20 protein-coding genes are annotated in these 21,134 nt (G+C 66.0%); 16 read left to right on the top strand and 4 right to left on the bottom strand.

Annotation, left to right across the window (positions count from 1 at the left end):
- Positions 1 to 130: 130 nt before the first annotated feature.
- The 12 genes from AC13GI_RS04045 (at position 131) to AC13GI_RS03990 (ending at position 14,758) form a co-directional block, all read left to right on the top strand.
- Positions 131 to 1,549, top strand: coding sequence for a NarK family nitrate/nitrite MFS transporter (locus tag AC13GI_RS04045; protein WP_099818666.1), 1,419 nt, complete (start codon positions 131 to 133; stop codon positions 1,547 to 1,549).
- A gap of 69 nt (positions 1,550 to 1,618) precedes the next feature.
- Complete coding sequence (locus tag AC13GI_RS04040) at positions 1,619 to 5,362, top strand: nitrate reductase subunit alpha (protein ID WP_482995575.1); 3,744 nt, start codon at positions 1,619 to 1,621, stop codon at positions 5,360 to 5,362.
- A complete protein-coding gene (narH, locus tag AC13GI_RS04035) occupies positions 5,362 to 6,906 on the top strand; it encodes a nitrate reductase subunit beta (protein WP_099818664.1) in 1,545 nt (514 codons plus the stop codon). Before AC13GI_RS04040 ends, narH begins: the two co-directional genes overlap by 1 nt.
- A complete protein-coding gene (gene narJ / locus AC13GI_RS04030; protein ID WP_099818663.1) occupies positions 6,906 to 7,586 on the top strand; it encodes a nitrate reductase molybdenum cofactor assembly chaperone in 681 nt (226 codons plus the stop codon). Before narH ends, narJ begins: the two co-directional genes overlap by 1 nt.
- Entirely contained in the window at positions 7,583 to 8,290 is a 708-nt protein-coding gene (gene narI, locus AC13GI_RS04025) for a respiratory nitrate reductase subunit gamma (protein WP_089235844.1), read from the top strand. The genes narJ and narI overlap by 4 nt, the downstream gene beginning before the upstream one ends.
- 3 nt (positions 8,291 to 8,293) lie before the next feature.
- A complete protein-coding gene (locus AC13GI_RS04020) occupies positions 8,294 to 9,193 on the top strand; it encodes a peptidylprolyl isomerase (protein ID WP_482995574.1) in 900 nt (299 codons plus the stop codon).
- Between the two features lie 24 nt (positions 9,194 to 9,217).
- The gene (locus tag AC13GI_RS04015) at positions 9,218 to 10,549 is read left to right on the top strand and encodes an MFS transporter (protein ID WP_089235842.1); all 1,332 of its coding nucleotides are present in this window, start codon (positions 9,218 to 9,220) and stop codon (positions 10,547 to 10,549) included.
- Positions 10,550 to 10,646: 97 nt separating this feature from the next.
- Complete coding sequence (locus AC13GI_RS04010; protein ID WP_482995573.1) at positions 10,647 to 11,861, top strand: coproporphyrinogen III oxidase; 1,215 nt, start codon at positions 10,647 to 10,649, stop codon at positions 11,859 to 11,861.
- Positions 11,862 to 11,872: 11 nt separating this feature from the next.
- Positions 11,873 to 12,649 (top strand): helix-turn-helix domain-containing protein, encoded by a 777-nt coding sequence (locus tag AC13GI_RS04005; RefSeq protein ID WP_482995572.1) that lies wholly within the window; start codon positions 11,873 to 11,875, stop codon positions 12,647 to 12,649.
- A 35-nt stretch (positions 12,650 to 12,684) separates the two neighbouring features.
- Positions 12,685 to 13,413, top strand: a complete 729-nt coding sequence (gene modA / locus AC13GI_RS04000) for a molybdate ABC transporter substrate-binding protein (protein ID WP_482995571.1) — start codon at positions 12,685 to 12,687, stop codon at positions 13,411 to 13,413.
- A 3-nt stretch (positions 13,414 to 13,416) separates the two neighbouring features.
- Complete coding sequence (gene modB, locus AC13GI_RS03995) at positions 13,417 to 14,100, top strand: molybdate ABC transporter permease subunit (RefSeq protein WP_208083345.1); 684 nt, start codon at positions 13,417 to 13,419, stop codon at positions 14,098 to 14,100.
- Complete coding sequence (locus tag AC13GI_RS03990) at positions 14,090 to 14,758, top strand: ATP-binding cassette domain-containing protein (protein ID WP_482995570.1); 669 nt, start codon at positions 14,090 to 14,092, stop codon at positions 14,756 to 14,758. The genes modB and AC13GI_RS03990 overlap by 11 nt, the downstream gene beginning before the upstream one ends.
- Positions 14,759 to 14,909: 151 nt before the next feature.
- Here AC13GI_RS03990 and AC13GI_RS03985 read toward each other — a convergent pair whose 3' ends face one another.
- The 4 genes from AC13GI_RS03985 to AC13GI_RS03970 all read right to left on the bottom strand — a co-directional run bounded on the left by AC13GI_RS03985 (position 14,910) and on the right by AC13GI_RS03970 (position 18,103).
- Positions 14,910 to 16,445, bottom strand: a complete 1,536-nt coding sequence (locus tag AC13GI_RS03985; protein WP_482995569.1) for a diflavin oxidoreductase — start codon at positions 16,443 to 16,445, stop codon at positions 14,910 to 14,912.
- Complete coding sequence (locus tag AC13GI_RS03980; RefSeq protein ID WP_032128130.1) at positions 16,442 to 16,870, bottom strand: PAS domain-containing protein; 429 nt, start codon at positions 16,868 to 16,870, stop codon at positions 16,442 to 16,444. The genes AC13GI_RS03985 and AC13GI_RS03980 overlap by 4 nt, the downstream gene beginning before the upstream one ends.
- Before the next feature lie 187 nt (positions 16,871 to 17,057).
- Positions 17,058 to 17,372: an AzlD family protein gene (locus AC13GI_RS03975; protein WP_033831264.1), complete on the bottom strand. Its 315-nt coding sequence runs from the start codon at positions 17,370 to 17,372 to the stop codon at positions 17,058 to 17,060.
- A complete protein-coding gene (locus AC13GI_RS03970) occupies positions 17,369 to 18,103 on the bottom strand; it encodes an AzlC family ABC transporter permease (RefSeq protein WP_482995568.1) in 735 nt (244 codons plus the stop codon). The genes AC13GI_RS03975 and AC13GI_RS03970 overlap by 4 nt, the downstream gene beginning before the upstream one ends.
- Positions 18,104 to 18,227: 124 nt before the next feature.
- Between AC13GI_RS03970 and AC13GI_RS03965 the strand changes: the two genes are divergently transcribed.
- The 4 genes from AC13GI_RS03965 (at position 18,228) to AC13GI_RS03950 (ending at position 21,119) form a co-directional block, all read left to right on the top strand.
- On the top strand, positions 18,228 to 18,692 hold the full coding sequence (locus AC13GI_RS03965) for an Lrp/AsnC family transcriptional regulator (RefSeq protein ID WP_482995567.1): 465 nt from the start codon (positions 18,228 to 18,230) through the stop codon (positions 18,690 to 18,692).
- A 149-nt stretch (positions 18,693 to 18,841) separates the two neighbouring features.
- The gene (locus AC13GI_RS03960; RefSeq protein ID WP_482995611.1) at positions 18,842 to 19,522 is read left to right on the top strand and encodes an STN domain-containing protein; all 681 of its coding nucleotides are present in this window, start codon (positions 18,842 to 18,844) and stop codon (positions 19,520 to 19,522) included.
- Positions 19,523 to 19,538: 16 nt separating this feature from the next.
- Positions 19,539 to 20,069: an RNA polymerase sigma factor gene (locus tag AC13GI_RS03955; RefSeq protein ID WP_089237960.1), complete on the top strand. Its 531-nt coding sequence runs from the start codon at positions 19,539 to 19,541 to the stop codon at positions 20,067 to 20,069.
- A 69-nt stretch (positions 20,070 to 20,138) separates the two neighbouring features.
- Positions 20,139 to 21,119, top strand: a complete 981-nt coding sequence (locus AC13GI_RS03950; RefSeq protein ID WP_099818654.1) for a FecR family protein — start codon at positions 20,139 to 20,141, stop codon at positions 21,117 to 21,119.
- The last annotated feature ends 15 nt before the right edge of the window (positions 21,120 to 21,134 follow it).

Genomic DNA, 21,134 nt, shown 5'->3' with positions numbered 1-21,134 from the left:
AGGGGGGAAACCCGCGCCTGATTGATCCAGATCAACCCCGTCGTTACTGCGGCACGGCCTAATGGCTGCATGACGACGGGTTACAACTTGAAAGCAGTACCCACGTCATTCCACAGCCTTGGAGCCATGTATGACCGTCGGTAGCGATCCTGTTGTCCGCAGCACTGCCAGTCCTGGTCGCGTCATCAGCGACTGGACGCCGGAAGATCCCGGTTATTGGGAGCGCACCGGCAAGCGGGTCGCCACCCGCAACCTAGTCATCTCCATCCCCTCGCTGCTGCTGGCCTTCTCGGTCTGGGTACTGTTCTCGGCGGTGACCATCAGCCTCCCGAAGATCGGCTTCGGCTTCAGCACCGATCAGTTGTTCTGGCTGGTGGCACTGCCCAGCCTGTCCGGCGCGACGCTGCGCATCTTCTATTCGTTCGTGATTCCGATCTTTGGCGGTCGCCGCTGGACGGCGCTGTCCACCGCATCGCTGCTGGCCCCCACGATCTGGCTTGGCTTTGCGGTGCAGAACCCGGCGACGCCTTACTGGGTGTTCGTGGTGATCGCGATCCTGTGTGGCTTTGGTGGGGCGAACTTCTCCTCGTCGATGTCCAACATTTCCTTCTTCTACCCCAAGCAGAAGCAGGGCTTGGCGCTGGGCCTGAATGCCGGCCTGGGCAATGTCGGCGTGTCGGTGGCACAGGCGGTGATTCCGCTGGTGATCACCGTGGGCGTGTTCGGTGCCCTCGGTGGTGCGCCGCAGCCGGTGGTGGAGGGCGGTACGCCGTTGTACCTGCAGAATGCCGGCTTCATCTGGGTGCCGGCGATTGCGATCTGCGCGGTGGCGGCCTGGTTCGGCATGAATGACCTGACCAGCGCCCGCTCCTCGTTTGCGGAACAGGCGGTGATTTTCCGCCGCAAGCACAACTGGCTGATGTGCTGGTTGTACATCGGCACCTTCGGTTCCTACATCGGTTTCTCGGCCGGCTTCCCGATGCTGGTGAAGAGCCAGTTCCCCGCCGTGAACCCGCTCGCCTACGCCTTCATCGGCCCGCTGCTGGGTGCGCTGATGCGCTCGGTCGGCGGCAGCATGGCCGACCGTTGGGGTGGTGCGCGGCTGACGTTCTGGGTGTTCGCGTTGATGATCGCGGCGGTGTTCGGCGTGCTGCATTTCCTGCCCAGCGATGGCCAGGGCGGCAATTTCTACGGCTTCCTCTTCAGCTTCATGGCGCTGTTCGTGCTCAGCGGCATCGGCAACGGCACCACTTTCCGCATGATCCCGGTGATCTTCCGCACGCTGCATGAGCGCCTGTCGGCAGGTGCCAATGCGGAAGGCAAGGCCGCGTCGGCGCACCAGGCCAGCATCGAGTCGGCCGCGGTCGTGGGCTTCTCCGGTGCGATCGGTGCCTACGGCGGCTTCTTCATTCCCAAGAGCTACGGCTCTTCGATCACGTTGACCGGCAGCCCCGATATGGCGCTGTACGGGTTCGTCGTTTTCTATGTCACCTGCCTGGCCGTGACCTGGTGGTGGTACTACCGGCGCGGCGCAGAGACGCCCTGCTGACATGAAAACGCACCGCAGCCAGATGACACACACAGCCACGATGCAGATGTCCGCAAAGGGAGACCCCCGATGAGTTATTTCCTTGATCGCTTGCAGTTCTTCAAGCGTGACCCCCAGCCCTTTGCCGATGGCCATGGGTTTGCCAAGAGCGAAGGCCGTGACTGGGAGAACAGTTATCGCCAGCGCTGGCAGTACGACAAGATCGTGCGCTCCACCCACGGCGTGAACTGCACCGGTTCGTGCAGCTGGAAGATCTACGTCAAGAATGGTCTGGTGACCTGGGAAACCCAGCAGACCGATTACCCGCGCACGCGCCCGGACCTGCCCAACCACGAACCGCGTGGCTGTCCGCGTGGCGCCAGCTACTCCTGGTACCTGTACAGTGCCAACCGCCTGAAGTACCCGCTGATCCGCGGCACGCTGCTGCGCCTGTGGCGCGAAGCACGCAGGACCCAGAGCCCGGTGGATGCGTGGGCCAGCATCGTGGAGGACAAGGAAAAGGCGCGCTCGTACAAGACCCGGCGCGGCATGGGCGGTTTCGTGCGACTGAACTGGGAAGAGGCCAACGAGATCATCGCGGCCTCCAACCTGTACACGGTGAAGCAGTACGGACCGGACCGCGTGGTCGGTTTCTCGCCGATTCCGGCGATGTCGATGGTGTCCTACGCCGCCGGTGCGCGTTACCTGTCGCTGCTGGGCGGCGCCTGCCTGTCCTTCTATGACTGGTACTGCGATCTGCCGCCGGCTTCGCCGCAGGTATGGGGCGAACAGACCGACGTGCCCGAATCGGCTGACTGGTACAACAGCCGCTACATCATCGCCTGGGGCTCGAACGTGCCGCAGACGCGTACGCCCGATGCGCACTTCTTCACCGAGGCGCGCTACAACGGGACCAAGACGGTCTCGATCTGCCCGGACTATTCCGAGCTGGCAAAGCTGACCGATCATTGGCTGCACCCCAAGCAGGGCACCGATGCTGCGCTGGCGTTCGCCTTCGGCCATGTGATCCTGCGCGAGTTCCATGTCGATTCGCCGTCGCAGTACTTCCAGGACTACTGCCGCCAGTACTCGGATATGCCGATGCTGGTGCGTCTGGAGCGTCGCGCCGATGGCCGCCTGGTGGCCGGGCGTTTCCTGCGCGCCAGTGAGCTGGGTGGATTGGGCGAGGCCAACAACCCGGACTGGAAGACCCTCGCTTACGACGAGACTAGTGGCCAGATCGTGGTGCCGAACGGTTCGATCGGCTTCCGCTGGGGCGAAAAGGGTCGCTGGAACATCGAGGAGAAGGCCAGCAACGGCGCGGATACGCGCCTGCGCTTGAGCCTGTCCGATTTCAACGATGGGATCGAGGCGGTCAGCTTCCCGTACTTCGGTGGCATCGAGAGTGACGGCTGGACGGCCGCCCCGGCCGAGGAAGTACTGGACCGCAACATCCCGGTGCGCCGCCTGGCCACTGCCGATGGCAGCGAGACCCTGGTGGCGACCGTCTATGACCTGCTGCTGGCGCAGTACGGCGTTGACCGCGGTTTCGGCGGCGCCAATGTGGCCAAGAGCTTCGATGAGAACGTGCCGGGCACGCCGGCCTGGCAGGAACGCATCACCGGCGTGCCGCGTGGCGAGGTGATCGAGATCGCCCGCGAGTTCGCGCGTACCGCCGACAAGACCCATGGCCGTTCGATGATCATCGTCGGCGCGGGCATGAACCACTGGTTCCACAACGACATGAACTACCGAGGCCTGATCAACATGCTGATCATGTGCGGTTGCGTGGGCCAGACCGGCGGTGGCTGGGCGCACTACGTGGGCCAGGAAAAGCTGCGCCCGCAGACCGGCTGGCAGCCGCTGGCGTTCGGCCTGGACTGGAGCAAGCCGCCGCGCCATATGAACGGCACGTCGTTCTTCTACTTCAACACGGGGCAGTGGCGCTACGAGAAGCTGCAGGTGGATGAGCTGCTGTCACCGCTGGCCGACGCCAGCAAGTACAGCGGCAGCCTGGCCGACCTGAACCTGCGCGCCGTGCGCATGGGCTGGTTGCCATGCGCGCCGCAGCTGGACCGCAATCCGCTGCAGCTGGTGCGCGAGGCCGAAGCGGCCGGCGTGGCCCCTGCCGACTACGCACTGGGCAAGTTCAAGGACGGTTCGCTGGACTTCGCCTTTGCCGATCCGGACGCGCAGCAGAACCACCCGCGGATGATGTTCATCTGGCGCTCGAACCTGCTGGGTTCGTCGGGCAAGGGCCACGAGTACATGCTGCGGCACCTGCTGGGTACCCGCCACGGCCTGCAGGGCAAGGACCTGGGCGAGATGGGCGCGGTAAAGCCGGAGGAAGTGAAGTGGCGCGACGAGGCGCCGGAAGGCAAGCTCGACCTGCTGGTGACGCTGGACTTCCGCATGTGCACCACCGCGCTGTATTCGGACATCGTGCTGCCGACGGCCACTTGGTACGAGAAGGACGATCTCAACACCTCGGACATGCATCCGTTCATCCATCCGCTGTCGAAGGCGGTGGACCCGGCGTGGGAATCGCGCAGTGACTGGGACATCTTCAAGGAGGTTGCGCGCACCGTGAGCGAGATGGCGCCCGGCGTGCTGGGCGTGGAGAAGGACCTGGTGCTGGTGCCGACCCTGCACGACACCCCCAACGAGCTGGGCATGCCGTTCGGCGTGGCCGACTGGAAGAAGGGCGAGTGCGAGGCCATCCCCGGCCAGACCATGCCGTCGATGACGGTGGTGGAGCGCGATTACCCGAACCTGTATCGCAAGTTCACCTCGCTGGGGCCGCTGCTGGACAAGCACGGCAATGGCGGCAAGGGCATGAACTGGGACACCAAGCACGAGGTGGAATTCCTCGGCAAGTTGAACCATACCGTGCACGAGGAGGGCGTCAGCCAGGGCCGGCCGGCCATCTCGACCGCCATCGATGCGGCCGAAGTGATCCTGCACCTGGCCCCGGAAACCAATGGCCACGTGGCGGTGAAGGCGTGGGCGTCGCTGGGCAGCTTCACCGGCCGCGAGCACACCCATCTGGCGGTCGGCAAGGAACACGAGGCGATCCGCTTCCGTGACATCCAGGCGCAGCCGCGCAAGATCATCTCTTCACCGATCTGGTCCGGGCTGGAAGACGACAACGTCAGCTACAACGCCGGCTACACCAATGTGCACGAGCTGATTCCGTGGCGCACGGTGACCGGTCGCCAGCAGTTCTACCAGGACCATGAGTGGATGATCGATTTCGGCGAGGCCTTCATGAGCTACCGGCCGCCGGTCAACACCCGCACCATCGAGCCGCTGCTCAACCAGCGCTCGAACGGCAACAAGGAGATCGTGCTGAACTGGATCACCCCGCACCAGAAGTGGGGCATCCACAGCACCTACAGCGACAACCTGATCATGCAGACGCTGTCGCGCGGTGGTCCGATCGTGTGGATCAGCGAGGACGACGCGCGCAATGCCGGCATCGTCGACAACGACTGGATCGAGCTGTTCAACGTCAACGGCGCGATCGCCGCGCGAGCGGTGGTCAGCCAGCGCGTGATGCCGGGCATGGCGATGATGTACCACGCCCAGGAACGCATCATCAACGTACCGGGTTCGGAGATTTCCGGTACCCGCGGCGGCATCCACAACTCAGTGACCCGCATCGTGCTCAAGCCGACCCACATGATTGGTGGCTACGCGCAGCTGGCCTACGGTTTCAACTACTACGGCACCTGCGGCACCAACCGCGACGAGTTCGTGATCGTGCGCAAGATGGACAAGATCGATTGGCTTGATGGCGAGGCCGTACCGGCCGTTGCCAAGGAGGTGGTGTGATGAAGGTCCGTGCACAGATCGCGATGGTGCTGAACCTGGACAAGTGCATCGGCTGCCACACCTGCTCGATCACCTGCAAGAACGTCTGGACCTCGCGCGAGGGTGTCGAGTACGCCTGGTTCAACAACGTTGAAACCAAGCCGGGCATCGGCTATCCGAAGGAATGGGAGAACCAGGAGAAGTGGAACGGCGGCTGGGTGCGTACCGGCAGCGGCAAGCTGGTGCCACGCGCTGGCGGTCGCTGGCGGATGCTGGCCAAGATCTTCGCCAACCCGGACCTGCCGCAGATCGACGATTACTACGAGCCGTTCGACTTCGACTACCAGAACCTGCACACCGCCAAGGACAGCCAGCACCAGCCGACCGCACGGCCGCGCTCGCTGATCAGTGGCGAGCGCATGCAGAAGATCGAGTGGGGCCCGAACTGGGAAGAGATCCTGGGTTCGGAGTTCAGCAAGCGTTCGCGCGACTATAACTTCAATGAAGTGCAGAAGGAGATCTACGGCGCCTTCGAAAAGACCTTCATGATGTACCTGCCACGCCTGTGCGAGCACTGCCTGAACCCGGCGTGCGTGTCGGCGTGCCCATCAGGCGCGATCTACAAGCGCGAGGAAGACGGCATCGTGCTGATCGACCAGGACAAGTGCCGTGGCTGGCGCATGTGCGTGTCGGCATGCCCGTACAAGAAGATCTATTACAACTGGAAGAGCGGCAAGTCGGAGAAGTGCATCTTCTGCTACCCGCGCATCGAGATGGGTGAGCCGACGATCTGTTCGGAAACCTGTGTCGGCCGCATCCGCTACCTGGGCGTGATGCTGTACGACGCCGACCGCATTGCGGAGGCCGCATCGGTGGCCGCCGAAAAGGATCTGTACCAGGCCCACCTGGACATCTTCCTGGACCCGCATGACCCGGCGGTGATTGCTGCTGCACGTGCGGAAGGCATTCCGGACAGCTGGCTGGAATCGGCCAAGCAGTCGCCGGTGTACAAGATGGCGATCGACTGGAAGCTGGCGCTGCCGCTGCACCCGGAGTACCGCACGCTGCCGATGGTCTGGTACGTGCCGCCATTGTCGCCGATCCAGTCGGCCGCCGAACGTGGCCGCATCGGCATGAGTGGCGAACTGCCGGACGTGGCCTCGCTGCGTATTCCGGTGCGCTACCTGGCCAACATGCTGACGGCCGGTGACGAGGCACCGGTGGTGCGGGCGCTGGAACGTCTGATGGCGATGCGCGCCTGGCGCCGGGCCAAGAACGTGGACGGCGTGGAAGACACCGCCGTGCTTGATCAGACCGGACTGACCGTAGCCCAGGTTGAAGAGATGTACCGCTACCTGGCGATTGCCAACTACGAGGACCGTTTCGTGATTCCCAGCGCTCACCGCGAGTACGCCAACGACGCCTTCGGCGAACGCGGCGGCTGCGGCTTCACCTTCGGCAACGGCTGCAACGGCGACAGCCCGGCCGACCTGTTCGGCCAGCGCAAGAGCACCAGCTTCGTGGTGAACAACGGGCCCAACCACCGCCGCAAGGAGGTGGTCTGATGAGCGTTCTGAAGCTGGTGGGGGTACTGCTGGATTACCCCCGCGAGGAACTGTGGCAGCACGGCGAGGAACTGCTGGCGGCCTGTGACGAGGTGGCACTGACGCCGACGCGGCGCAGGCAGCTGCGTGGCTTCGTGCAGCAGCTGCTGGACAGCGATCCGTTGGATGCGCAGGCCGCGTGGCTGGCAACCTTCGACCGCGGCCGTTCGATGAGCCTGCTGCTGTTCGAACACATCCACGGCGAATCGCGTGACCGCGGCCAGGCCATGGTCGATCTGGTGGAAACCTACCGCAAGCACGGCTTCGAGCTGGATGCACGCGAACTGCCGGACTACCTGCCGCTGTTGCTGGAATTCCTGGCGCATCGTCCTGAGGCAGAGGCGCGGGAGTGGCTGCACCACATCGGCCACATCGCCGGGATGCTGGCCGCGCGCGCCGCCGAGCGCAAGCTGCCGCATGTGCCGCTGCTGGAGATTCTGGTGGAGGCCGGCGACGGCAAGGTCAACCTGGAGGCGCTGCGGCAACGCGCCAGCGAAGAGCCCCGCGACGATACGGCCGAGGCGATGGACAGGCTGTGGGAAGAGGAAGCCGTGCGTTTCGGCGCCGAAGCTCCTGCCGAAGACTGCAAGCCACCGACACGCTCACCGGCCCGCCCTGTGCATCGAGAGGTCCAGCCATGAACTACTACCTGCATCAATTCGCTTTCCAGTACTACCCGTACATCGCCGTGGCGGTGCTGCTGATCGGCAGCTGGGCGCGCTATGACAAGGCCATGTACACCTGGCGCACCGGTTCCAGCCAGATGCTGTCGGACAAGGGCATGCGGATCGGCAGCAACTGCTTCCACATCGGCATCCTGGCCATCCTGGGTGGTCATCTGGTCGGCCTGCTGACTCCACACGCGGTGTACGAGCACTTCATCACCTCCTCGCAGAAGCAGATGCTGGCGATGGTGGTGGGCGGCGTGTTCGGTGCGTTGTGCTTCATCGGTATCAGTATCCTGCTGGTGCGCCGGCTGACCAACGCCCGCGTGCGCGCCACCGGCAGCTTCGGTGACACCCTGGTGCTGGTGCTGCTGTTCGCCCAGCTCTGTCTTGGCCTGTACAGCATCCGGGTGTCGGCCGGACATCTGGACGGTGGGGTAATGGTGCAGCTGGCCGAGTGGGCGCAGCACATCGTGACCTTCCGTGCCGGTGCCGCCGACTACATCCAGGGCGTCAGCTGGGTCTACAAGATGCACATCTTCCTGGGCCTGACCCTGTTCCTGATCGCGCCGTTCACCCGTCTGGTGCACGTCTGGAGCATTCCGGTCAGCTATCTGTGGCGGCCATACCAAGTGGTGCGCCGTCGCCAGGCGGCGCTGCGTTACGGGCCGCGGGAGTAAGCCATGGGCAGCCTGCCGAAGTTCCTGCCGATCACCGTGATCGATTCCACCCAGCCTGTTCCGGCCGAGGCCCACCAGCACCAGCATGACGGGGCAGAGCAGGGTCCGCGCTCGCTTGGGCAACCGGCACCGTGCCGGTTGTTCGTGGAGGACACGGCGATCAGCGAGGCCGACATCGCCCGCGAGATGCAACACCATCGGGCGCTGCGCCCGGAACAGTCGCGTGCCGAGGCGGCACGCGCACTGGTGGTGCGTGAACTTTTGCGATTGGAAGCACAGCGCCTGGGCCTGCTGGCGCCAGCCGGCGGCCGGGTCAGCGATGAGGAGGTGCTGATCCAGCAACTGCTGGAAGACGCGATTGAAGACCGGGTGCCGACCGACGAGGACTGCCAACGCTATTTCGAACAGAACCCGGAACGATTCCGCTCGCCGGACCGCGTACGCCTGCGCCATATCCTGCTGGCCGCGCCGGCCGATGATGTGGCCGGGCGCCTGGAGGCGCGCACCGAGGGCGAGCGCTTGGCCGATGAACTGAAGGAAGCGCCGCACCTGTTCGCCGACTTCGCCCTGCGCCATTCGCGCTGCCCGTCGAGCAGCGAGGGAGGTGACCTGGGTTGGCTGCAGCGTGGGCAGACCACGCCGGAGTTCGATCGCCAGGTGTTCCGCCTGCGCGAGGGCCTGGCCGGCTTCCCGGTGGAATCACGCTGGGGCTACCACGTGGTCAGCATCGATGGGCGCGAGGAAGGGCAGCCGCTGCCGTTCGACGCGGTGTTACCGCAGATCCGTGACTACCTGGAGCTGCAGGTGCGCCAACGCGAGGTGCAGGCCTACCTGCTGCAGCTGCAGGAGCGCTACCCGGTACGCGGGCTGGATGAGATCGAAGCCGAAGCCGAAATCGGCTGACCCACTCTTGAGGAAGGAGGTTGCATGAACCAGGCCCTTGCCCCCGCCAGTGCCGGGCAGCAGCAGCGTGCGCTGTGGCTGAGCACGTTCGCGTTCACCGTGTGCTTTGCGGTGTGGATGATCTTTTCCATCATCGGTATCCAGATCAGCGAGCAGCTGGGCCTGACCGACACCCAGTTCGGCCTGCTGATCGCCACCCCGGTGCTGACCGGCTCGGTCAGCCGTGTGTTCCTGGGCATCTGGTCCGACCAGTTCGGTGGCCGCAAGGTCATGGCTTTGGTGATGCTGTGTGGCGCGGTCGCCACCTGGATGCTGACCTATGCGCACACCTACCCGCAATTCCTGTTCGCCGCGTTGTGCGTGGGCATTGCCGGTGGCAATTTCTCGGTAGGCGTGGCCTACGTGTCCAAGTTCTTCCCGGCCAGCAAGCAGGGCACCGCGCTGGGCATCTTCGGTGCCGGCAACATCGGTGCGGCAGTCACCAAACTGCTGGCGCCGATGGTGATGGTGGCGGCGGGCTGGATGATGGTGGCCAAAGTGTGGGCAGTGGCACTGGCGATCACGGCGGTGCTGTTTTTCCTGTTCAGCAAGGAAGACCCCTCGCTGGAGCAGCGCCGCCGTGACGGGGTGAAGCCGGTGCCGTTCGCCGAGCAGATGGCACCGTTGAAGAATCTGCAGGTGTGGCGGTTCTCGTTGTATTACTTCTTCGTGTTCGGTGGCTTCGTGGCCCTGGCGCTGTGGCTGCCGCATTACCTGGTGGGTGCGTACGGCATGGACGTCGGCACCGCCGGCATGCTGGCCGCGTGCTATTCAATCCCGGCCAGCCTGTTCCGCGTGGTGGGCGGCTGGATGTCGGACCGGATGGGGGCGCGCCGGGTGATGTACTGGACCTTCGGTGTGTCGGCCATCTGTACGTTCCTGCTGGCCTACCCCGATACCGAGTACGTGGTGAAGGGCATCCATGGTCCGATCCACTTCCACCTGGCCATTGGCGTGGTGATGTTCACCGTGCTTGTGTTCGTGCTGGGCTTCTTCATGTCGCTGGGCAAGGCTGCGGTCTACAAGCACATCCCGGTGTATTACCCCAGGCACGTGGGGGCGGTGGGCGGCGTAGTGGGCATGATCGGTGGCCTTGGTGGCTTCATCCTGCCGATCGTGTTCGGTGCATTGAACGACGCGCTGGGTATCTGGAGCAGCTGTTTCATGCTGCTGTTCGTGGTGGTGTCCGCCGCGCTGGCATGGATGCATTTCGCCATCCGCAGGATGGAGCGTCGACACTTCCCGCAGATCGATCGCGAGACCGACCTGCCGGAGGCCATCGATGCGGCGGCGGTCGATCGTGCGCGCGGCACCTGAACGGTAGTGCCGGCCGCTGGCCGGCACCAGCAACGCAATGCGCCACGCTTGATTTCAATCAGGGCTGTGCGAAGAGGAACGCGCGAGGATGACCGTCATGAGCTTCCATGTTGATGCGAGCGAGGACACGGCGCTGCAGGCGGCATTGCTGCGGCAACCCCGCCACGTGCTGTTTCCGCCGCCCGACCAGTTCAGTGCCGGCTTCGGTGAAAGCGGCTGGCGTGCCGCCATGCGCGCCAGCAACGAGCACCTGATTCCGCGTGGGCTGACGCTGGGTTTCCAGACCGGCCGCATGGGCCGCGACGTGCCGGCCGAACGCTATCTGGACACGTTGCTGGCCGCGTTGCAGTTGCAGGCAGATGCTCTGGCCGAGGACCGTGAGGTGGTGGCGATGGTGCTGCAGCTGGGCCTTGCCGAAGCACTGCCGCCAGCGCTGCTGGGGCAGTTGCTGGATGCAGTGCCGCGGCACCTGCGCACCGTGGCCCGGCCGCAGGTGGAGGTACGGCTGGATGCCGGCAGCGCCGTGGCGCCGGCACAACTGCGCGCGGTGGGCTGCACACGGCTGAACGTGATCGATCGCGCCGATGCACCGGGCCCGGCAGTGCTGGCGCAGGCGCGCGACGCGGGCTTTACCGCGCGCTACTACCAGTTGCGTGTACCTGCGGCGGAGGATGCTGGGTTCATCGGGCGATTGCAGGCCGTGCTGGCAGATGCGCCCGAGCGCGTGCTGCTGCCGGCGCCATGCGCGCTGCCTGAGCATCCCTCATCGGAACGCTGGTTGCAGGCGTGGCGATTGCTGCGCGAGGCGGGCTATGTGGGTATCGGTGGCGACCATCATCAGCGCGGCGACCTGCCGGATCCGAACGGCCCGGGCGACGGTCAGCGTCATTGCGATCTGGCCGGCATACCGCGCCGCGATCGCAGCGATTTCATCGGCATCGGCTTGGCGGCGTGCAGCCAAGTCGGTGAGGTGTTCTACCGGACGGAGGATGACCTGGAGTGCTGGCAGGCCCGCCTGCAGGCGGGGCATGTGGGCGTGGCCGCGGGCCTGATCCTGTCCGAGCAGGAACGTCTGGCCGCCGAGGTCGCGCAGAGCATCGCCTGCGACCATGCGCTGGATGCTGCCGCCTTCGAGTGGCGCAATGATGTTCCGTTCGATGAATGCTTCGCCGAGACCCTGCCCGCACTCGCACCGCTGCTCGCGCGTGGCTGGGCGCGCTGGGACGGCCGCGTGCTTCGCCTGGCCGAGGAAGGGCGGTTGCTGTGGCGTATGATGGCCGCATGCTTCCGGCCGGCGGCCGCCATCGCTTGAGTGCTGTCCCGATGTCTTCCACTCCGCCTTCCCAGGCCAGACCCGGCCGCACCACGCCGAATCCCGCCGCCGCCGATGATGGCGATGCGCTGCATTTCTGCAGCACCTGTGCCTTCTCCGATGCGTGCATGTCGCAGGGCTATGACAAGACGGCGCTGGGCGAACTGCATGTGCTGGTTGACCACGTAGGGCCGTTCCATGCGGGCGACTACATTTTCCGCGCGGGAGAGGCTTTCGATTCCATCGCGGCGGTGCGCGCAGGCATGGTCAAGACCTTCGTCGATGACAGCCAGGGCAACGAACAGGTGCTGGGCTTTGCGCTGCCGGGCGAGGTGATCGGGCTCAACGCGATTCATGGCTCGCGCTTCCCCTGCAATGCGGTGGCTCTGGATACGGTGCACCTGTGCCGTATCTCGTTCCCCAAGTTGAGCCTGCTGGCCACCCGCATGCCGGGGCTGCAGGCAAAGCTGTTCAGCCTGCTCAGTGCGGAGATCGGCAAGGTTGCCACGCTGGCGGCCAACCACCGCACCGAAGAGCGGATGGCCGCGTTCCTTCTGGATATGTCGGCCCGTTATGCACGGCGTGGTTTTTCTGCGACCCGCTTCAACCTGACCATGGCCCGCACCGAGATCGCCAACTATCTGCGGATGGCGCCGGAGACGGCCAGTCGGGTGCTGCGGCGGTTGAGCGATGACGGCGTGATTGCGGTGAAGCAGCGCGAGATCCTGCTGTTGCAACCCGAACGGCTGGCGGCGCTGGCCGTTGCAGATGAGAACGACCCCGATTGAACCTGGCCTGGGAGGCGACGATGAAGCGATGCGCAATGGTGTTTCTGGGTCTGCTGGTCACGCTGCCTGCGTGGGCCGGCAACCTGACCGTGTCGGCGGCATCCAGCCTGACCGAGAGCTTCCGCGAGCTGGGCGTCGCCTATGAGAAGGCGAACCCGGGCAGCAAGGTCGACTTCAATTTTGCTGCGTCCGGCGTACTGCTGCAGCAGATCGCACGGGGCGCGCCGGTGGATGTATTCGCCTCGGCCGATGAAACAACGATGGACCAGGCGGCGCAGCAGAAGCTGCTGGCAGCGGGTACGCGTGCGGTCTTCGCAGTGAACGCGCTGTGGGTGGTGGTGCCGCCGCAAGCGAAGGCGCCGCCGCGCGCACTGGCCGATCTGGCGGGTGCCGGCGTGCAGCGCATTGCACTAGGCAACCCGGACAGCGTGCCGGTGGGCCGCTACGCGCAGGGTGCGCTGCAGGCCGCAAAGCTGTGGCCGGCCGTGCAGGGCAAGGTGATCAGTACGCAGAACGTGCGGCAGTCGCTGGATTACGTGGCACGGGGCGAGGTGGATGCGGGCTTTGTCTACGCTACCGACGCGCAGGCGATGCCGGATCGCGTGCGGCGCGCGTTCGACGTTCCGGTTGCCGGACGCATCGCCTATCCGCTCGCGGTGGTGCAGGCCAGCACGCAGCCGGTGGAAGCCAGGCGCTTCGCGGCGTTCGTGCGTTCGGCGCAGGGCCAGGCGATCCTGCAGAAGCACGGGTTCGGCAAGCCCTGACGGATGGACCTGGACTGGAGCGCACTGGGGTTGTCGTTGAAGGTGGCTGGCTGGGCCACCGCGATCAATCTCGTAGCGGGCGTGGCACTTGGCGCGCTGCTGGCGCGACGGCGCTTTCCCGGCCGGGAACTGCTGGATTCGATACTGACCCTGCCGATGGTGTTGCCACCGACGGTGCTGGGCTACTACCTGCTGGTGCTGATCGGGCGCAATGGCCCGATCGGTGCCTGGCTGCAGTCGTGGTTCGGCATCAACCTGGTCTTTACCTGGCAGGCAGCGGTGATTGCCGCGGCGGTAGCGTCGTTTCCGCTGGTGTTCAAACCGGCACGCGCTGCATTCGAGGAAGTGGATGGCCAGTTGGAGCAGGCCGCACGCACGCTGGGCGTATCCGAAGCGGCGGTGTTCTTCCGCGTCACCCTGCCGCTGGCCTGGCGCGGGATTCTGGCTGGTCTGCTGCTGGCATTCGCACGGGCGATGGGTGAGTTCGGCGCCACGCTGATGGTGGCCGGCAGCATTCCCGGCCGTACGCAGACCTTGTCAATCGCCATCTATGAAGCGGTGCAGGCGGGGCAGGATGGCAAGGCCAATGCGCTGGTGATCCTGACGTCGGTGGTATGCATCGTGATCCTGCTGCTGGCCGCACGGCTGGTGGGCGGGCGCCGCCGGGAGCTGCGCGATGTGGCTTGACCTGCAGGTGCAGCGACGATTGCAGGCGTCCGGCCAGACCTTTGAACTGGACGTGGCACTGCAGTGCACGCAGCGGCAGGTGGTGCTGTTCGGGCCCTCGGGTGCCGGCAAGAGCCTGACGCTGAAAGCGGTGGCCGGCCTGTTGCGCCCGGAGCATGGACATGTGCGCCTGCACGGGCAGGCGCTGTTCGATGCAGGTGCTGGGATTGATCTGCCACCGCAGCGTCGTCGCCTGGGATATGTGTTCCAGGATTACGCGCTGTTCCCGCATCTGAGCGTGCGTCAGAACGTGGCGTTCGGGCTGCAGCGAGGCTGGTTGAATCCGCAGCACAGCACTCGTTTCGATGCAGTGGAGCAGTGGTTGCAGGCGTTCCGTATCGAGCATGTGGCCGATCTGCTCCCGTCACAGGTATCCGGTGGCCAGCGCCAGCGTACGGCGTTGGCAAGAGCACTGGTGACCCGCCCGCAGGCCTTGTTGCTGGACGAACCGTTCGCAGCGCTCGATCACGACCTGCGCCAGCACCTGCGTCAGGAGCTGGAAACCGTGCTGGATGAAACCGGTATTCCGCTGCTGCTGATCAGCCACGATCCGCAGGATGTGGCGGTGTTCGGCCAGCAGGTGGCGCGGGTAGTGGACGGGCGCATCGTCGGCGATTGACCTGTGATGGTAGTGCCGGGCCATGCCCGGCAGAGCCTGGCGCGTTGCATACTCATGCGCCGGAGCGGTGGTAGTGCCGGCCGCTGGCCGGCAACCACGGAATCCGGAGCAGCCGGCCAGCGGCCGGCTCTACCATTGGGCGAGGCTCCCCTCAATACAGCTCGCAGTGGGTGCGGCCCTCGCCGCGCAAGGCGTCCCAATGGCCTTCACCGCCGATCGCGTCGATGGCTTCACGCACCGCGCCTTCCAGGTGACTCTTGTTGCCACACAGGTAGATGTGGCCGCCACGGGCCAGCACATCCTGCATCTGCGCGGCCTGCTGCTGCAGCACATGCTGCACATAGACCTTCTGCGCCGCATCGCGCGAGAACGCGGTGTGCAGGCCAGCCAGCACGCCACGCGCCTGCCAGTCCTGCAGTTGCTCGCGGTACAGGAAGTCGTGCTCGCGGTGCTTCTCGCCGAACACCAGATGGACCTCGCGTGCATCGCCGGTAGCCTGCAGTTCCTGCATCAGGCCCATCAGCGGCGCGATGCCGGTACCGGTGCCGACCAGCAGCAGGGGCGCGTTGCCGCTGTCGGGCAGGTGGAAACCCGGATTGGAGCGGCAGTACACGCGGGCGGTGTCGCCGCCGTGCAGCAGGCTGCCGGTGGCAGTGCCGAATCGTTCGCGGCCACGCAGGGTGTAGCGCACTTCGCGCACGCACAGGCTCAGCTGATCGTCGTGCGGATGCGAGGCGATGGAATAGGCACGGGGCAGGCGTGGTGACAGGATGTCGCGCAGGCGGGCCAGCGGCACGCTGTCTGGGGTGGCGTGATCCTGCAGCACGTCCAGCAGGTCCAGGCCATGCAGGTAGGCATCCAGTTCGCGCTTCTGGTTGATCTTCAGCAGGCCCTTCAGTTCTTCGCTGCCGCCCAGCTTTGCCAGCTCGCGCAGCACGCCCTTGCTGAGAAGGCGCAGCTCGCGATCGCGCAGGGCGTCGACGGCGCTGGAATCGCCATACCAGTTGGCCAGTGCCTGCAGCAATGCCGGATCGTTTTCCGGAACCAGATGCAGGGTGTCGCCGGCCCGGTAGACCATGCCGCTGCCGGCGATGTCCAGCTGCAGGTGCCAGGCCGCAGGGCCACCATGGCTCAGGCGTCGCCGTTCGACGATGCGGGCGTTGAAGGCATTGTCTTCGCCGTAGGCCGTCACCTGCAGGCGCAGATCCTGGCCTGCGGCCGCATCACCCTCCAGTACCTGACCCAGCACCGGCCGCCACTGCTGGAAGAACTGCTCGTAGCCGAGGTCGGCGTCGACACGGTGCAGCAGTGGCTGTGCCTGACGCTCGATCAGCGCTGCATCCAGCGCCTTGGTGAAACCGCAGAAGCTGGGGTAGCCGGTATCCCCCAGGCCGAACACCGCGTAGCGCAGACCGGGCAGAGCGGGCGCCTGGCGCAGCGACTCGAAGAAGCGCTCGCCATTGGCCGGCGGTTCGCCGTCGCCGAACGAACTGGAGATGGCCAGCAGCACATCGCCGTGACCGAGGCTGGCCACATCGATGTCGTTAAAAGGCAGGACCTGCGGCCCATGCGGCTGCAGGTCCGGGTCCGCGCCCAGGCGCTGGGCCAGGGCGCGGGCGTTGCCCGACTCGGAGGCGAAACCCACCAGCAGCCGGCTGATGGGCGTGCGTGTGGGGAGGGCGTTCACGCAGCCTCGTAGAAGTCGTCGAACTTTTCCTTGCTGAACTCGACCAGGTCGTAGTTCTGCATCAGGTCGTTCACCACGCGGCGGATGCTGATGTACGAGGTGATGTTGCCCTCGGCATCGAACAGCGGCTGCACGGTGGTGTCGACCACGTAGAGCACGCCGCCCTTGCCCAGGTTCGGCACGATGCCGGTCCAGGTCTTGCCGGCCTTGATGGTGTCCCACATGTCCTTGTAGACGGCCTTGGGCACGTCCGGATGGCGGACGATGCTGTGCGGCTGGCCGATCAGTTCCTCGCGCGCGAACCCGGTGAGCGTGCAGAACAGGTCGTTGGCATAGGTGATGTTGCCCTGCAGGTCGGTGGTGGAGATCACCATCACGTTCTGCATGGCATTGAGCAGCTGGGCGTTGTCGGGGGTGTAGCTCATCGCAGGTCCTTTGGATGCCGGTGACGCCGGCGTGTTGGGTTCCTGCATAGAGATACGCGCCCGTGGCGGTGGGCGGATTGATATAGGTCAAGCGTGTGCCGGGAGGGGGCTGCGACCGGCTGTCGCAGGCCGGGTGTTGATGGGTCTGCAAAGCCGGATGTGGGCTCGGCTTTACAGGAAATCCTGCTCACCCCATCACATACCGCAGCACACCCGCCGATACCACGCCGATCAGCACCGTCGGCAGCATCGACAGCCGCGTGGCAGCCAGCAGCGTGATGGCCAGCGCGGCCAGATCGGCCGGCTTGTCGGCCACGAAGTCCGGGGCGATCACCGAGATCAGCACGCAGCCCGGCGCGGCTTCCATCACCGTCACCGCGCGCTTGCTCAACGTGCGGTTGCGCAGTGCCAGAAAACCGATGATGCGGGTGAGATAGGTGGCGGCGGCCATCAGGATGATGGTCAGCACCGAGGTCCAGTGGATCAGGCCGTTGAAGATCATGCCGCGTCCTCCGCCAGCAGCCATGCGGCGGCGAGGCCGGCCAGCGCGCCGCTGGCCACGTACCAGGCGCCGGGCACCAGCAGGTAGGTGCCCGCTGCCACCACCAGGCTGACCAGCCATGGCCGGGCGGCGCGCATGCCTTGCCACATGCCACGCAGCAGCACGAGGAACACGGCGGGGAAGGCCATGTCGAAGCCGTAGGCATGGATATCGCCGAGCAGCGGGCCGACGATCGCGCCCAGCGCGGTGCACAGCACCCACACGGTGTACAGGCCGGCTGACACGCCGAGGTAATAGGCCAGGCTGAAGCCCAGTGCGCGACGGCGCGCATCGGCCACGCCCAGTGCCCAGCTTTCATCGCACATGAAGAACAGCGCCGGCAGCACGCGACGGCGCGGCAGGTGCTGCAGCAACGGTGCCAGGCTGGCGCCCATCAACAGGTGGCGGCTGTTGACCAGCGCGGTGATCGCCACGATCAGCGCGATGTGCGGCGGCGAGGTCCACAGCTCGACCGCGGCGAATTCAGACCCGCCAGCGAAGTTGAGGCCGGTCATCAGCGGCACTTCCAGCGCCGACAGGCCCTTCTGCGCGGCCTGGGCGCCGAGCACCAGGGCAAAGGGAACGAAGCCGATCATCACCGGTACGGCGGCGCGCAGGCCGCGCAGGAATTCAGCGCGTGGTGCGGTGTCGCAGGCGGGATCAGGCAAGGGCAGGGTGGTTCGGGCGTCCATGGATCAACAACGAGTGGGGGTGACCCATGCTAACGGTCCGATCACGAAATCGGGTTGCGTTGATGCCATTGATTTGCCGGAATGTGCAATATTATGCGGTGATCCGGTCAAGGAGTGGAAGTCCATGCAGTACAAGCTCGACAATCTGGATCGTCGCATCCTGGACGCCCTGCAGCGCGATGGTCGCCTGCAGAACCTGGAGCTGTCCCGCCAGGTGGGGCTCTCGCCGTCGGCCTGCCTGCGCCGGGTTCGCCTGCTGGAAGAGGGCGGTTACATCGATCGCTACGTGGCCCTGCTGAATGCGGCCAGGATCGGACGGGGCTTCACCGTGTTCGTCCGTGTCTGGCTGCGCGGCCAGGACGAAGACACCACCAATCACTTCATCAACAGCATCAAGTCCTTCCCGGAAGTGCTTGAATGCCATCTGATGGCTGGCGACTGTGACTTCCTGCTGCGGGTGGCGGTGGCCGACCTGGATGCGTACCGGCAGTTCCAGATCCAGCACCTGAACCGCATCGCCGGGGTGCAGAACACCAAGACCGAGATCCCCATGCAGCGGATCAAGCAGACCACTGAACTGCCGGTCTGAACCGGCCCGGCGCGTCCCCTGCGCGCCGCCGTCATCGCAATGACACGTGACGCCGCTACGGTGTGACCCGCTTGCCGGCCGTGTGCAGGCCGACCCACCTGGTCGTGCCGCGCTCCGCCGCTGCAGCTGATGTCGCTGCCGAGGGTCATGTGTTCTACGTCAGGGGGCTGAATGGACAGCATGCGATCAGACGTTGGAGGGTGGCTGCCGCCGCCGGGTTGCTGTTCGCCTTCGCTGCTGCCGCACAGGACGACATCCGTTCCTATGACATTCCCGCGCAACCGCTGGAACAGGCGGTCGAGCGCTTCAGTGTCGTCAGCGGGTGGTCGGTGATGTATCCCGGCGATCTCGGTACAGGCCGCAGCAGCCATCCACTGCAGGCCAGCCTGCCGCCCCTGCAGGCGCTGCAGGTGGTGCTGCAGGACACGGGCGTCGAGGCCGAGCTGATCGGTGCGCAACGCGTGGTGCTGCGCCGCGGTGCACACGCGGGCACCGGATCCTCCCCGACCGATGTGGCCGCCGACCTCGGGCAGCGTCGCCGCTTCGGCGACCTGCAGCAACGGCTGCGCGCCGCGTTCTGTGGCGACCCTGAGCTGGCGCCGGGTGCGTATGCGGCGACGCTGCGCTTCCGCATCGCCAACGATGGCCAGGTGCAGGAACCCGAACTGCTTGCCGGTAGCGGCAGCACACGCCGCGATGCGCGCCTTCTGCAGGCGATGCAGGCCCTGCGGCTGGGCGCCGATGCTGCCGCGCTGCCCCAGCCGGTGACTCTGCAGATCCGTCCTTCCAGCGCGGGCCACGACTGTGGCCGGCGCCCGCCCCAACCATGACGTCAAGGAATCGAACATGAGCAACAGCACGGCTGGGGCGGTAGACCTGATGGACCATCTGCTGGGCGCCTACGACGAACTGAAGCGCCGGCTGGTGCGCAAGCTGGGCTCGGAAGAGCTGGCCGGCGACGCGCTGCAGGACACCTGGATGCGCCTGAGCACGCGCCGACACCGCCTGGACCCGGTGCAGAACCCCGCGGCGTATCTGCTGCGCATGGCGATGAACACCGTGATCGACCGCCAGCGCGCCGACCATCGCCTGCTGAGCCTGGAAGAAGTGGATACGTTGATGGACATGGCCGATCCCGGCCCGGGGCCGGCACAGGCGGCCGAGCAGGAGATGGCGCTGGAAGACATGGTCGGCCTGCTGCAGCGGATGCCCGAGCGCCGCCGCCGGATCTTGCTGGCGATCCGCGTGGACGGCCTGCAGCAGCGCGATGTGGCCGAGCACCTGGGGGTGTCGCTGCGGCTGGTGCAGCGTGAGCTGAAAGCCGCACAGGATTACCTGGCCGAACGCAGTGGGCAGGGGCGGCAGGTGCGGTTCTGAGGCACGGCATCCGTCTACACTTTGACGCCGAGCAGAACCCCGCAGCGTGCGGGGACGGCAAGAGCCCTCATGGACGCTGACGATCAACCGCACCGCCCGCTCGACGCCGTGGAGCGCCAGGCCCACGCGTGGGTGGTGCGGTTGACCTCGGGCGAGGCCACGGCGGCCGATGGCAGGAAATTCCGCCAATGGTGCGAGGCCGATCCCGGCCATCGGCAGGCCTTTGCCCGCGCGAAGCGGCAATGGGAACAGGTACGCCTGGCCGGCGAGCAGCTGCCTGCCGCCGCACGCCAGCCGCAGGCGGCAACCCCGGCGCAACGCTGGAGCCGGCGCGCATTCCTGGGGGCGGCGGTGGCGGCACCTGCGAGCCTGGCCGTGGTGGCTGCGCTGCACCCGCCGTTGGGCCTGTGGCCTTCGGTGACGGCGATGACGGCCGATTTCCATACCGGTACCGGCGAGCGGCTGATGATTGCGCCGACGCCACATCTGAAGATCGAACTGGATACGCAGAGCAGCCTGCGCCGGCGCAGCGACGCGCAGGGTGAGGGCTTCGAGCTGGTGCAGGGACAGGCGGCGATCGACGCCGCAGCGGGGACGCGCCTGGCACTGTTCGCCGGGCCGGGCTGTCTTGTTGCCGACGAGGGCGCAGCACGCCTGGATGTGCGCAACACCGACGGCCAGGTGCGTGTGACCTGCCTGCGCGGCAGCGTTCGCATCGAGCATCCGCAGGGTCGCCTGCAGCTGCAGGCCGGCCAGCAGACGGTGTATGACGAGCGCCTCAGCGGCGTGGTGGCCGAAGCGGTGGCGGCCGAAGTGAGCGCGTGGACCGAAGGCATGCTGGTGTTCCGCCGCGCGCCGCTGCGTGAGGTGGTGGCCGAGATCAACCGGTACCGGCGCGGCAAGGTGCTGCTGGGCGAATCGGCACTGGCGCGCGCCCCGGTCAGCGGCCGCTTCCGCATCGATGATCCGGATGCTGCGCTGGAGCAGCTCGGGCAGACGATGTCTCTCGGCCTGCGTCGCTTTCCCGGTGGAATTGCCGTCTTGGGGTAAGACCCTGGCTGCGCG

Source organism: Stenotrophomonas sp. 82F1 (assembly GCF_056861525.1).
This window is presented reverse-complemented; position numbering and strand designations above follow the sequence as displayed.

Excerpts from the sequence above, each read along its gene's own strand:
- AC13GI_RS03965 (WP_482995567.1), top strand. The coding sequence starts at position 18,228 with ATGCAGTACAAGCTCGACAATCTGGATCGTCGCATCCTGGACGCCCTG.
- modB (WP_208083345.1), top strand. The coding sequence starts at position 13,417 with ATGGACCTGGACTGGAGCGCACTGGGGTTGTCGTTGAAGGTGGCTGGC.
- AC13GI_RS03980 (WP_032128130.1), bottom strand. The coding sequence starts at position 16,870 with ATGAGCTACACCCCCGACAACGCCCAGCTGCTCAATGCCATGCAGAAC.
- AC13GI_RS04045 (WP_099818666.1), top strand. The coding sequence starts at position 131 with ATGACCGTCGGTAGCGATCCTGTTGTCCGCAGCACTGCCAGTCCTGGT.
- narI (WP_089235844.1), top strand. The coding sequence starts at position 7,583 with ATGAACTACTACCTGCATCAATTCGCTTTCCAGTACTACCCGTACATC.
- narH (WP_099818664.1), top strand. The coding sequence starts at position 5,362 with ATGAAGGTCCGTGCACAGATCGCGATGGTGCTGAACCTGGACAAGTGC.
- modA (WP_482995571.1), top strand. The coding sequence starts at position 12,685 with ATGGTGTTTCTGGGTCTGCTGGTCACGCTGCCTGCGTGGGCCGGCAAC.
- narJ (WP_099818663.1), top strand. The coding sequence starts at position 6,906 with ATGAGCGTTCTGAAGCTGGTGGGGGTACTGCTGGATTACCCCCGCGAG.
- AC13GI_RS03990 (WP_482995570.1), top strand. The coding sequence starts at position 14,090 with ATGTGGCTTGACCTGCAGGTGCAGCGACGATTGCAGGCGTCCGGCCAG.
- AC13GI_RS04040 (WP_482995575.1), top strand. The coding sequence starts at position 1,619 with ATGAGTTATTTCCTTGATCGCTTGCAGTTCTTCAAGCGTGACCCCCAG.
- AC13GI_RS04020 (WP_482995574.1), top strand. The coding sequence starts at position 8,294 with ATGGGCAGCCTGCCGAAGTTCCTGCCGATCACCGTGATCGATTCCACC.
- AC13GI_RS04005 (WP_482995572.1), top strand. The coding sequence starts at position 11,873 with ATGTCTTCCACTCCGCCTTCCCAGGCCAGACCCGGCCGCACCACGCCG.
- AC13GI_RS03975 (WP_033831264.1), bottom strand. The coding sequence starts at position 17,372 with ATGATCTTCAACGGCCTGATCCACTGGACCTCGGTGCTGACCATCATC.
- AC13GI_RS03950 (WP_099818654.1), top strand. The coding sequence starts at position 20,139 with ATGGACGCTGACGATCAACCGCACCGCCCGCTCGACGCCGTGGAGCGC.
- AC13GI_RS03970 (WP_482995568.1), bottom strand. The coding sequence starts at position 18,103 with ATGGACGCCCGAACCACCCTGCCCTTGCCTGATCCCGCCTGCGACACC.
- AC13GI_RS04010 (WP_482995573.1), top strand. The coding sequence starts at position 10,647 with ATGAGCTTCCATGTTGATGCGAGCGAGGACACGGCGCTGCAGGCGGCA.
- AC13GI_RS04015 (WP_089235842.1), top strand. The coding sequence starts at position 9,218 with ATGAACCAGGCCCTTGCCCCCGCCAGTGCCGGGCAGCAGCAGCGTGCG.
- AC13GI_RS03955 (WP_089237960.1), top strand. The coding sequence starts at position 19,539 with ATGAGCAACAGCACGGCTGGGGCGGTAGACCTGATGGACCATCTGCTG.